The following is a 12,076-nucleotide window of genomic DNA, read 5'->3' on the forward strand; positions in this document are numbered from 1 at the left end:
GCCCGCGCCCCCGAATTACGAGATCGGCTCCAGCCCGTTTCTGGCGATGCGCTCCGCAAAGTGCCGCGCCCGGCGCCCGGGCACCAATTGCCGGGCCGGCACAGCCAGCGCGCCATGATCCAGATCGGCGAGCTCCGGGAAGATCTCCAGGATTTCACGTCGCATCTCGTCCGACAGCGATGCCAGCGCCTCTGGCCCCGTGTACAGGCTTTCGGTCGGCGCGCCGTTCGACAGGACAACCTGATGCTCGTCCAGCAGGAAATGCCAGTATTCGACGCCGTTGCCGTCATTGACAACCTCGATGCCCGCCAGTCCCGTAAGCTGCTTTGCAGCCACCAGAACCTCTCTCTCGCCGAACATGCGTTCCGTGACCGCCGACGACACCAGAACCCGGTGTTGCGGCGACACGAAAAGGTCTGCCGTCGGCATCCCGCTGCCCAGGGCGCCAGCCCGGATGCGGATCGGCCGAAGATGCGGCTTGCGGGCGAATTCGGCCGCGGCAATGCGGGTGCATCCGATCCAGCGCAGCGGCTGGAAGCCGTTGTCGCGGGTCAGCACCAGCGCGCCCTGCCGCAGATCCTCGACCGCCACCTCGCCCTGGTCGGTGATGATCAGGGTGCCGCGCGCAAAGCAGGTGACGCCGGTATGTTCGGTGTCCATCACGCCCGTGCCGGTGACCGTCACATGCACCGTGGGGCCACCCTGCTGGGCGATCCAGTCCAGCGTGCCGTTGTTGGCCCAGTCATGCTGCATGGCGGCCAGCGCGCTGGTAAAGCTCGTGCCGTATTGCGCGTTGTAGGCGGCCAGGTTCCCGGCGTTGTACCAGGCGCTCAAATCGACAAAGTCGTTGTCGAGGCTGGTGCCGTTGGCCCCGGCGGTTTCCCCCGCACCCAGGTCGGTGATGGTGATCACGTCGCCCGCCGTGCCCGAGATGATGAACCTGTCATCCCCCGTGCCCCCGGTCAGGGTGTCGGCGCCCCCTCCACCATCAAGCGAATCATTGCCGGCATCGCCGTTGAGCGTGTCCTCCCCCAGGCCGCCCTCGATCAGATCCCCGTCAGCGCCGCCATAGAGCAGGTCTTTTCCCTCGCCGCCGTAGACCCTGTCCGCGCCGGCGCCGGCCCTGATCACATCGTCGCCGTCCTCGCCGTAAAGGGTGTCGTTGTAGGAAAGCGCGCCGATGCCCAGGAAGGTTTCGGACATGGCGATGGTGTCATTGCCAATACCGCCGAAAACAAGCTGGCTGACCTGAGCGGGGGCGTCGGCTGACCTGCCGCCGATGTAATCGTTCCCCTCGCCGCCGTAGATCGAGGCGACCCCTCCAGTGAACGGCTGGTTGATGGCCCCAAGGACACTATAGATCGTGTCATCGCCAGAGCCGCCGTAAGCCAGATCGTTGGCACGATTGTCCAAGGCAAAAAAATCAAGGATGTCATTGCCTTCGTCGCCATAGAGCGTGTCTTGCCCGCCGGCCCCCGCATAGACGATATCGTCGCCCGTGCCGCCGTAGATCAGATCGTTGCCGGTTCCGGCGCTGAAGTTCGGCGTGGGCCCGGTCAGGTTGTCGCCGTGGATCACGTCGTTTCCGGCGCCGCCATAAAGCGTGTCGTTTCCGGCTGGCGCACTTGCGGTGCTGTCATCGCCGCGGATCAGATCATCTTCGTCACCGCCGTCAACGATGTCGTTCCCGATCCCGCCGAAAAGAGAGTCCGCCCCACCATCGCCGGCCAGCGAGTCGTTGCCAGCCGCGCCGTTGAACAGATCATTGCCCCCGCCACCCGAGAACTGGTCATCGCCAGAGCCGCCGATCAGAACATCGTTGCTCGGGCCGCCAATAAAGACTGTCACACTCATTACCTTTCGTACCTGCCAACATGGCAAACTTTCTGCTCACAAGGCAGCACACATACCAAAAGAATGTTTGCAGAAGAATGTGTTTGTCGGGACGCACGCGCCGATCCGCGCGTCAGGGCCGGCGCTGCCGATGAAACGGCCGCTCTTGGGCAGGTTTCCGCGCACGCGGCCTGTCCGTCCGGTTCAGGGCAGGGTGTCGCTGAAGCGTCCCCAGACCGTCATCGGGCCGCGATGGCCGACCATCTGGGTGGTGTCCATCCAGATCTCGCCGCCCAGCCGTTCCTGCCAGCGCATCGCCAGCGAGATGTCTTCCGAATACAGCGTCTGATCGTCCCGGATATGCGAGAAGAAGTCATGCACCGGCACCCCGGCGGGGGCCAGCCCGTTCCGCTCCATTCCCGGCAGGCGCGGCGCCTCGCCGGCGGCGATCAGCCCTTCCAGAACCAGCCGGTGCAGGCACAGCATCCCGGCCGGCATGGCCGCCACCCTGACGAAGCCGTCGCGCAGCTCGGGGTCAAGCGGCTTGCCGTCCCGGCGTCTGAAATAGTCGACATGAACCGCGGCGCGGCTCTGGACGGTCTGGAAATCGGCCTCCGCCGGGCTGGCCGCAAAGGCGGCGCGCAGCCGGTCGCCGTCGTACCGCCGCATCGGATAGGCGCAGCCGGTGAAGGGCGCGTCGAACCGCAGCAGCCGCAGAATGGCCTGCGGCGCGAACACCATGTCGGAATCCAGCATCACCATATGGGTGAAGGTCCGGTCCGCAACAAAGCGCGAGGCCAGAATGTTGCGCGACATCACGATGTCCGAGAAGGAAAAATCCAGAACCGCGAAGGGAATGGCCGCGCGCGTGAAGGCCTGGGTCAGCCCGATGATCGACTGCAGCGTCGGCGTCTGCACCTGCCCCATCGTCGGCAGGGCAAGGCAGACCCGGGGCGCCAGCCGGTCCGGGTCGTGGCGGGGGATTTCCGTCATCGCGGCTTGCGCGGCGCTGGCCGCCGGGCGTCATGGCGCAGGGACCGGACCATATTCGGGACATTCCTCCTGCCAGGCTGCCGATGGGCAAGCTATGGGCAGAAGCCGGACGCGGATCAAGGGGTTTGGCCCGGGGCGGTGCCAGATGCGGGCCGGCGCAGCGGCGGCTTTTTCTGCCCGGAAAACGGGCAGGCGCGGGACAGATCGCCACAGCCGCCCGAATGAACGGGGGCCTTGCGCGGATTCGGCGTATGCTGGCGGGGCCGGGGCCGGTTCTGGCCGCCCCCGGCCACCCGCAACTTAGCGAAGGAGGGTCAGGGTGTCAGAGGTGAACGAAACGGTGATCCGCGCCCGCGCCTATGCAATCTGGCTGCGCGAGGGCTGCCCCGAAGATGCAGCCGACCGGCACTGGTATCAGGCCGTGCACGAACTGATGGCTGAAACCGGCGTCGATCCGGTGGCCGATCCCGCGCCGGAACCGCCGGCAAAGCCAAAGGCCCGGGCGCGCAAGCCCGCCGTGGAAAAGGCCGAAGCGCCCCGAGAAGCGCCTCCGAAAGCGCCCGCAAGACCCAGGGCGCCCCGCACCCGCAAGGCGCCGACGCCCGAAAGCTGACCGCGCCCGCCGGGGCGGCCGGGCAGGGGGGCGGCCCCCCGTCGGCGGTCGGCGACCGATGCGCGTCCTTACGCCCTTGCCGGGGCGGGCTGGGTGGCTATGGTCTGCCCCCCGCGTTACGGAGGATTCGCATGTCGCTTGCCCGCATCCCGCAGATCATCGCCGCCGAAATCGGCGCGACGCCCGCCCAGGTGGGCGCGGCGGTTGACCTTCTGGATGGCGGGGCCACGGTGCCCTTCGTCGCCCGCTACCGCAAGGAAGCCACGGGCGGGCTGGACGATACCCAGTTGCGCAAGCTGGAAGAACGGCTGGGCTACCTGCGCGAGCTTGAGACGCGCCGCGCGGCGATTGCCGACTCGATCAGCGGCCAGGGCAAGATGACCGACGCGCTGGCGCTGTCCATCGCCCGCGCCGAAACCAAGGCCGAACTGGAAGACATCTATCTTCCCTACAAGCCCAAGCGGCGCACCAAGGCGATGATCGCGCGCGAGGCCGGGTTGCAGGCGCTGGTCGAGGCCATTCTGGCCGACCGTTCGGCCGATCCGGCGGCGCTGGCGGCGGGGTTCCTGTCCGAAGGCTTTGCCGATGCCAAGGCCGCGCTGGAAGGCGCGCGCGACATCGTGGCCGAAGGGCTGGCCGAGGATGCCGCCCTTCTGGGCCGGCTGCGCGATCACATGCGCAAGGTGGGCCGGCTGTCGGCCAGGGTGGTCGAGGGCAAGGAAGCCGCCGGCGCCAAGTTCAGCGATTACTTCGCCCATTCCGAACCCTTCGCCACGGCGCCCAGCCACCGGGTTCTGGCCATGCTGCGCGGCCGGAACGAGGAAATCCTGTCGCTGGATCTTGAGGTGGATGCCGAAGCCCCGCGCGGCGAAAGCCCGGCGGAACGGGCCTGCGGCGCGGCGCTTGGCGCAGGCGGCCCCGGCGCGGGCGACCGCTGGCTGCGCGAGGCCGCCGCCTGGGCCTGGCGCGTCAAGCTGCGCACCAGCCTGACGCTGGACCTGATGTCCGATCTGCGCGAGGCCGCCGAGGCCGAGGCGATCCGCGTCTTTGCCCGCAACCTGAAAGACCTGCTGCTGGCCGCCCCGGCGGGCGGCAAGGCCACCATGGGGCTGGACCCCGGCATCCGCACCGGCGTCAAGGTGGCGGTGGTGGATGCCACCGGCAAGGTGGTGGCGACTGACACCGTCTATCCGTTCCAGCCGAAGAACGATCTGCGCGGCGCGCAGGTGGCCATCGCGCGGCTGATCGGTCAGCATGGCGTGAAGCTGATCGCCATCGGCAACGGCACCGCCAGCCGCGAGACGGAAAAGATGGTGGCCGACCTGCTGGCCGTGCTGCCCGCCGGCGCGGAAAAGCCTGTCAAGGTGGTGGTCAGCGAAGCCGGGGCATCGGTCTATTCCGCCTCGGAACTGGCGGCGCGGGAATTCCCCGATCTGGACGTTTCGCTGCGCGGCGCGGTCTCCATCGCCCGCCGCCTGCAAGACCCGCTGGCCGAACTGGTGAAGATCGAGCCGAAGTCCATCGGCGTGGGCCAGTATCAGCATGACGTGGACCAGCACCGTCTGGCGAAATCGCTGGATGCGGTGGTGGAAGATGCGGTGAACGCCGTGGGCGTTGACCTGAACACCGCCTCCGCCCCGCTTCTGGCCCGCGTCTCGGGCGTGGGGCCGGGGCTGGCCGAGGCCATCGTCGCGCATCGCGATGCGAACGGCCCCTTCGCCAGCCGCCGCGAGCTGCTCAAGGTGGCGCGGCTTGGGCCCAAGGCCTTTGAACAGGCGGCGGGCTTCCTGCGGATCACCGGCGGCAAGGAACCGCTGGATGCCAGCTCGGTCCACCCCGAAGCCTATGACGTGGCGCGCAAGATCGTGGCCGCCTGCGGCCGCGACATCCGCGCCCTGATGGGTGACGGCGCGGCACTCAAGAAGCTGGACCCGCGCGCCTTTGTCGATGACCGCTTCGGTCTGCCCACGGTCAGGGACATCCTGTCGGAACTGGAAAAGCCCGGTCGCGATCCGCGCCCCAGCTTCAAGACCGCCACCTTCACCGATGGCGTGAACGAGATTTCCGACCTGCGCCCCGGTATGCTGCTGGAAGGCACCGTCACCAACGTCGCGGCCTTCGGCGCCTTCGTCGACATCGGGGTGCATCAGGACGGTCTGGTCCATGTCAGCCAGTTGGCCGACCGTTTCGTGAAAGACCCGCATGAGGTGGTGAAGGCCGGCGATGTGGTGCAGGTGCGCGTGGTCGAGGTGGACGCCCCCCGCAAACGCATCGGCCTGACCATGCGCAAGGATGGCGGCGGCACGCCCGCGCCGTCGCGCGAGGATCGCGCCAAGGCGCCGCCGCCCAAGGCCCGGATGGAGGCCGCCCCGAAATCGCAAGGCGGCGGCAATGCCTTTGCCGAGGCGTTGAAGGGCAAGTTCAGCCGCTGACGCAGCGGCGGCCCCGGGGGCGCTGCCCCCCGGGGGCCGGAAGCCCGGTTCAGGCCGCCTTCTGGCCGCCCACGGTCAGCCCGCCGATCAGCAGCGTCGGCTGGCCCACGCCCACCGGCACCCATTGCCCGGCCTTGCCGCAATTGCCGATGCCGGGGTCCAGCTTCATGTCGTTGCCGATGGCGCGGATGCGTTGCAGCGCGGTGGCGCCGTCGCCGATCAGCGTGGCGCCCTTCAGCGCCTCGCCCACCTTGCCGTTGCGCACGCGATAGGCCTCGGTGCAACTGAACACGAACTTGCCGCTGGTGATGTCCACCTGGCCGCCGCCGAAGCCCACGGCCCAGATGCCGTCTTTCAGTTCTGCCACGATGCCGGCGGGGTCGTCCGTGGCGCCCAGCATGTAGGTATTGGTCATGCGCGGCATCGGGATATGGGCATAGCTTTCGCGCCGCCCGTTGCCGGTGGGGGCAACGCCCATCAGCCGGGCGTTCTGCCGGTCCTGCATGTAGCCCGTCAGGATGCCGTCCTCGATCAGCACGTTGCGGCCCGAAGGCGTGCCCTCGTCGTCAATGGTGATGCTGCCCCGGCGGTCGGGGATCGTGCCGTCGTCCAGCACGGTGACACCGGGCGCGGCGATGCGCTGCCCCATCAGCCCCGCAAAGGCCGAGGTGCCCTTGCGGTTGAAGTCACCCTCAAGCCCGTGGCCAATGGCTTCATGCAGCAGGATGCCGGGCCAGCCGGGGCCAAGCACCACATCCAGCACGCCCGCAGGCGCCGGTTCGGCCGACAGGTTGACGCGGGCGATCCGCAGCGCCTCGTCCACCATGGGTTTCCAGCGCGCGGGGTCCAGCAGGGCCGCCAGACCATGCCGCCCGCCGCTGCCGCAACTGCCGGATTCGCGCCGCCCCGACTCTTCCAGAATCACCGAGACATTGATTCGTGCCATCGGCCTTGTATCGGCCAGCCGCGTGCCTTCAGGGCGCAGGATCTCGACCTCCTGCAAACTGGTGGCCAGCGAGGCGCTGACCTGCACCACCCGCCGGTCGGCGGCGCGGGCATAGGCGTCAATCTCTTTCAGGATGTCCAGCTTGCCGGCAAAGGGCGCGTCGGCCATCGGGTCGGCCTCGCCGTAAAGCCGGCGGTTCGTGCCGGGGGGCGGCGGGGCCAGGGTGCCGCCGCCATCGCCCACCGCCAGCCGCGCGGTTTCCGCCGCGCGCCGCAGCGCGCTTTCGCTGATCTCGGTGGAATGGGCGTATCCGGCCACCTCGCCCTTCACCGCGCGCAGGCCGAAGCCTTCGGCGGCGTCATAGCTGGCGGTGCGGATGCGCCCGTCGTCCAGCACCAGATTCTCGCCCCGGCGGCGTTCCAGGAACAGTTCGCCATCCTCGGCCCCGGCCGTTGCGGCGCGCAGGGTGGCAAGGGCCGCGGATTCGTCGAGACGGGTCTCGAACGGGCGGAAGGGGGCGTCGGTCATGGGGCAGGGGCCTTTCGCATCTGCGGCATCCGCCGAAGGTAGGGCCGCGCAGCCCCTGCCGCAAGCCGGGGTGAAATCATGCTTTGGATATACATCAAATTGCGCTAGACTGCCCGGACAGGACGCGCCCCGATCCCTGGCCCCCATCCAGGCCGGCCCGCAAAACGCGGCGGCGCTGCCGTGGGGCAGTCCTTTTGTCCTTGATCCATGTCAAATGATGCGTCTGCGGCGATGGTTTTTCTTGTCCCGCCGCCGCCGATGTGATTTGAAAAGGCCATAAGCACCGGATTTCACGGCCTTGGCCGGGGTTTCGGAACAAGCGGCAGCAAGCCGCGCGTCAGAACGGGAAGAAGACATGCGCGTGAAGTCGTTCTTGCAGCGATCGGCCCTGATTTGCCTCGCTGCCCTGTCGCCGGCGGCCCTTTCGGCCCAGGCGCTTGAAATCGTGGGCCAGCCGGTCGATGGAAAGGTGGGATTCCAGCCCGCCTCGTCCTCGATTGCGGTCGAACAGCAGTGGCTGGATGGCATGGTCCTGTGGATCATCACCGCCATCACCATCTTCGTCACCGCGCTGCTGCTGATCGTGATCCTGCGCTACAACAGCCGGGCCAACCCCACGCCGCGCCGGTTCACCCACAACAGCCCGCTGGAAGTGGCCTGGACCGTGATCCCGATCATCATCCTGGTATTCATCGGCTTCTTCTCGCTGCCCGCGCTGTTCAACCAGCAGGAATTCCCCAAGGGTGACGTGGTGATCAAGGTCACCGGCAACCAGTGGTACTGGAGCTATGAATACCCGAACGAAGGCATCGAATCCTACGACAGCTACATGATTGGCGGTCTGAATCTGGGCGGCGACGCCCGGCTGACCCCCGCGGTCGAGGCCGAGCTGCAGAAGGCCGGCTATACCCGCGACCAGTTCCTGCTGGCGACCGATACCGCGGTGGTGGTGCCCGTCGGCAAGACCGTGGTGATGCACATTACCGCCAGCGACGTGATCCACTCCTGGAAGATCCCGGCCTTCGGCGTGATGCAGGATGCGGTGCCGGGCCGGATTGCCCAGCTGTGGTTCAAGCCTGACCGTGAAGGCATCTTCTTCGGCCAGTGCAGCGAACTGTGCGGCAAGGACCACGCCTACATGCCGATCACCGTCAAGGTCGTGTCCGAGGCCGCCTATGCCGCCTGGGTCGAACAGGCCAAGGCCGGCAACGTGGTGCTGGCCGCCACGCCGGCCCCGGTGGCGCCGGTTCAGGTCGCCACCAACGACTGATCGGGAACACACGCGCCCCGGCCCGGAGGAGGGCCGGTTCCGGCGCGCGAGGAGAGGGACGGATGACCGACATCGGGGCATTTCAGGCCGAGACCGCGCCGCAGGAGGCGGGGTTCGGTGATTATGTGCAACTGCTGAAGCCGCGGGTCATGTCGCTGGTGGTGTTCACCGCGCTGGTGGGCCTGCTGGTGGCCCCCGTGTCGCTGCACCCGGTCGAGGCTTTCGCCGCCATCCTGTTCATCGCGCTGGGCGCGGGCGCTTCGGGCGCACTGAACATGTGGTGGGATGCCGATATTGACGCCGTGATGCGCCGCACCCGCAACCGCCCCGTGCCCGCGGGCCGGGTTCAGGGCGGCGAGGCGCTGGCCGTGGGGCTGGCGCTCTCGGGCATCAGCATCGTCATGCTGGGGCTGGCGACCAACCTTGTCGCGGCGGGCCTGCTGGCCTTCACCATCTTCTTCTATGCCGTGGTCTATTCGGTCTGGCTGAAACGCTCGACCCCGCAGAACATCGTCATCGGCGGCGCTGCCGGGGCCTTCCCGCCCATGATCGGCTGGGTTGCCGCCACCGGCAGCCTGTCGGTCGAAGCATGCCTGATGTTCGCGCTGATCTTCATGTGGACGCCGCCGCATTTCTGGGCGCTGGCGCTGTTCATGAAGGAAGATTACCACAATGCCGGCGTGCCGATGCTGACGGTGACGCATGGCCGCAAATCCACCCGCCGCCATATCCTGGCCTATACCGTGCTGCTGGCGCCGGTGTCGGTCTGGGCCGCGCTCACCTCGATCGGCGGGCCGCTGACGCTGGCGGTGGCGCTGGGGCTGAACGGCTGGTTCCTGATCGGCGCGGCGCGGATCTGGCGGCGCGGCGAAACGCAGGCCGAGGCCGACAAATACGCCGTCGAAAAGGCGTTCTTCCGCTTCTCGCTGCTCTATCTGTTCCTGCACTTCGGCGCCTTCCTGGCCGAAGCCGCCCTGAAACCCTACGGCCTTGGAGGCTGGTAAGATGGCGCTGAACCCCACGCATGAACTGCACGGCCGCCGCTTCAGCCGCAACCTTGGCGTGGCGCTGTGTCTGGCCTTCTTCGTGGCGCTGGTCTTTGCCCTGACCGTGGTCAAGGTGAAGCGCGGCGATCCGATGCAAGGCTATGACCACACGGTCCGTCCCGAAATGGTGCCCGGCACCGGCCGCGCCGCCGATCCGGTGACGGGTGGCCCCACGGATGGGGCAACGGGCGGATGAAACGCGGGCTCTTCTCCACCCCCGGTCGTCAGGCCGCGGCGCTGGCCGGGGGCGTGTTCACCATGGCCTTCGTGACCGTGGTGGTGATTCCCCCGTTCTATGACTGGTTCTGCAAGGTCACCGGCTATGGTGGCACCACCTCGGTCGCCGCGACGGCGCCCGATCATGTGCTGGACCGGGTGATCACCGTCCGCTTCGATGCCTCGCTCGAAGCCGGAATGCCCTGGCAGTTCCGCCCCGTGGCGCCGGAAATGGACATCCGCGTCGGCGAAACCGGGCTGGCCTTCTATGAAGCCTACAACCCGACCGACAAGCCGGTCGCGGGGCAGGCCAGCTACAATGTCTCGCCCGACATGCTGGGCGGCTATTTCACCAAGATCGCCTGCTTCTGCTTCGAATTGCAGGTGCTGCAACCCGGCGAGCGTGTCGAGATGCCGGTCAGCTTCTTCATCGACCCGGCGATGGCCGACGATCCGAACACCGCCCGGGTCGAGGCGATCACCCTGAGCTACACCTTCCACACCGCGCCCCTGCCGCAATCGCAGGCGACGCTGGATGCCGACGATCCGGCCACCCCGGCCGCCGCCGCCAACTGACGACCATAAGATATAAGAAACGAGGGAACCGCTTCCGCCATGGCCCACGCTAAGAACCACGATTACCACGTCCTGCCACCCTCGATCTGGCCGTTCCTTGGCGCGCTCGGGGCCTTCATCATGCTCTTCGGCGCGGTGCTGATGATCTCGCCGCGCGTCTCGGCCGACAGCGCGCTCAGCCAGCCCTGGCTGTTCCTGATCGGCCTTGTCATGGTGCTGTACGTCATGTTCGCCTGGTGGACAGACGTGGTGAAGGAAGGGCAGGGCATCGACCACACGCCGGTGGTCCGCATCGGCCTGCGCTATGGCTTCATCATGTTCATCATGTCCGAAGTCATGTTCTTCGCGGCCTGGTTCTGGACCTTCTTCAAGCACCGCATGTATCCGATGGGGCCGGAAAGCCCCTGGGTCGATGGCGTCTGGCCGCCGCTGGTCAACGGTGTGCCGGTCGAAACCTTCGATCCCTGGCACCTGCCGCTGATCAACACGCTGGTTCTGCTGCTGTCGGGCTGTGCCGTAACCTGGGCGCACCATGCCCTGGTGCATGAGAACAACCGCAAGGACATGATCACCGGCCTGGCGATCGCCGTGGTGCTGGGCGTCTGCTTCACCTTCCTGCAGGCCTATGAATACAGCCACGCCGCCTTCGGCTTCCGTGACAACATCTATGGCGCCGCCTTCTTCATGGCGACCGGCTTCCATGGCGCCCATGTCATCATCGGCACCATCTTCCTGGCCGTCTGCCTGTTCCGGGCGATGAAGGGCCACTTCACCCCCGAACGCCATGTGGGCTTTGAAGCCGCGGCGTGGTACTGGCACTTCGTTGACGTGGTCTGGCTGTTCCTGTTCGCCGCCGTCTACGTCTGGGGCCGGGCCTGAGCCATCACCTTCTGACCGAAGGCGCGCGCGGGCCACTGGCCCGCGCGTTTCATTTCGGGGGGCATCGTGCGGCAAATCCTGTTCTTCCTGATCGTCGGCGTCGCCGGGGTCGCGGTCCTGTTGTCGCTGGGGGTCTGGCAATTGCGCCGGCTGGAATGGAAAGAGGCGATCATTGCCGAAGCCGCCACCATGATTGCCGCCGATCCGGTGCCGCTGCCCGCCACCCCCGACCCGGCCACCGACCGCTACCGCCCGGTGCAGACCAGCGGCCGCTTCACCGGGGAAGAGACCTTCGTCCTTGCCTCGACCCGCGATCAGGGGCCGGGCTTCCACGTCATCGCTGCCTTTGAAACCGGCGATGGCCGCCGCATCCTGATCGACCGCGGCTTCATTCCCGAAGCCGACCGCGGCCAGCCCCGCCCGCCCCATGCGGCCAGCATCACGGGCAATCTGAACTGGCCCGACGACATGACCGCCTCGACTCCGCCGCATGACGCCGCCCGCGACATCTGGTTCGGCCGCGATCTGCCCGGCATCGCCGCCGCCCTGCGGACCGATCCGGTGCTGATCATCGCCCGCAGCGATACCGGCGATGGCGTGATGCCCGTCCCCGCCTCGGCCGCCTTCCGCAACGATCATCTGCAATACGCGCTGACATGGTTCGGCCTTGCGGTTGTCTGGGCAGTGATGACAGTTGCGTTTCTGTGGCGTATCAGAACGCGGACGGCGTAAGGGGCGGACAGA

At 67.4% G+C, this 12,076-nt stretch carries 11 protein-coding genes; 8 read left to right on the forward strand and 3 right to left on the reverse strand.

Features of this window, described 5'->3' with window-relative positions; genetic code table 11:
• Window positions 1–15 precede the first annotated feature (15 nt).
• Complete coding sequence (locus C5F44_RS09855; RefSeq protein ID WP_181318243.1) at window positions 16–1,848, reverse strand: Hint domain-containing protein; 1,833 nt, start codon at window positions 1,846–1,848, stop codon at window positions 16–18.
• 189 nt (window positions 1,849–2,037) lie between these two features.
• Window positions 2,038–2,826: a hypothetical protein gene (locus C5F44_RS09860; protein ID WP_107673365.1), complete on the reverse strand. Its 789-nt coding sequence runs from the start codon at window positions 2,824–2,826 to the stop codon at window positions 2,038–2,040.
• 319 nt (window positions 2,827–3,145) lie between these two features.
• On the opposite strand from C5F44_RS09860, the gene C5F44_RS09865 reads away from it, so the two are divergent.
• Both C5F44_RS09865 and C5F44_RS09870 read left to right on the forward strand, forming a co-directional pair.
• Window positions 3,146–3,439, forward strand: coding sequence for a DUF2934 domain-containing protein (locus tag C5F44_RS09865; protein WP_107673366.1), 294 nt, complete (start codon window positions 3,146–3,148; stop codon window positions 3,437–3,439).
• A 131-nt stretch (window positions 3,440–3,570) separates the two neighbouring features.
• Window positions 3,571–5,871 (forward strand): Tex family protein, encoded by a 2,301-nt coding sequence (locus C5F44_RS09870; protein WP_107673367.1) that lies wholly within the window; start codon window positions 3,571–3,573, stop codon window positions 5,869–5,871.
• A 49-nt stretch (window positions 5,872–5,920) separates the two neighbouring features.
• Here the strand turns inward: C5F44_RS09870 and tldD are convergent, their stop codons facing one another.
• A complete protein-coding gene (gene tldD / locus C5F44_RS09875; protein ID WP_107673368.1) occupies window positions 5,921–7,345 on the reverse strand; it encodes a metalloprotease TldD in 1,425 nt (474 codons plus the stop codon).
• Between the two features lie 355 nt (window positions 7,346–7,700).
• Between tldD and coxB the strand changes: the two genes are divergently transcribed.
• The 6 genes from coxB to C5F44_RS09905 all read left to right on the forward strand — a co-directional run bounded on the left by coxB (window position 7,701) and on the right by C5F44_RS09905 (window position 12,064).
• Window positions 7,701–8,615, forward strand: a complete 915-nt coding sequence (gene coxB / locus C5F44_RS09880) for a cytochrome c oxidase subunit II (protein WP_107673369.1) — start codon at window positions 7,701–7,703, stop codon at window positions 8,613–8,615.
• Window positions 8,616–8,677: 62 nt separating this feature from the next.
• A complete protein-coding gene (gene cyoE, locus C5F44_RS09885; RefSeq protein ID WP_107673370.1) occupies window positions 8,678–9,619 on the forward strand; it encodes a heme o synthase in 942 nt (313 codons plus the stop codon).
• Between the two features lies 1 nt (window position 9,620).
• Window positions 9,621–9,857 carry a hypothetical protein gene (locus C5F44_RS09890; RefSeq protein WP_107673371.1) on the forward strand — a complete coding sequence of 79 codons (237 nt, stop codon included), beginning with the start codon at window positions 9,621–9,623 and terminating at the stop codon, window positions 9,855–9,857.
• A complete protein-coding gene (locus C5F44_RS09895) occupies window positions 9,854–10,453 on the forward strand; it encodes a cytochrome c oxidase assembly protein (protein ID WP_107673372.1) in 600 nt (199 codons plus the stop codon). The genes C5F44_RS09890 and C5F44_RS09895 overlap by 4 nt, the downstream gene beginning before the upstream one ends.
• Window positions 10,454–10,492: 39 nt before the next feature.
• Window positions 10,493–11,332, forward strand: coding sequence for a cytochrome c oxidase subunit 3 (locus tag C5F44_RS09900; RefSeq protein ID WP_107673373.1), 840 nt, complete (start codon window positions 10,493–10,495; stop codon window positions 11,330–11,332).
• 63 nt (window positions 11,333–11,395) lie between these two features.
• Window positions 11,396–12,064 carry an SURF1 family protein gene (locus C5F44_RS09905; RefSeq protein WP_107673374.1) on the forward strand — a complete coding sequence of 223 codons (669 nt, stop codon included), beginning with the start codon at window positions 11,396–11,398 and terminating at the stop codon, window positions 12,062–12,064.
• Window positions 12,065–12,076: the final 12 nt, after the last annotated feature.

The sequence above is a fragment of the Fuscovulum blasticum DSM 2131 genome (assembly GCF_003034965.1).
GTDB classification, from domain to species: Bacteria; Pseudomonadota; Alphaproteobacteria; order Rhodobacterales; family Rhodobacteraceae; genus Pseudogemmobacter; species Pseudogemmobacter blasticus.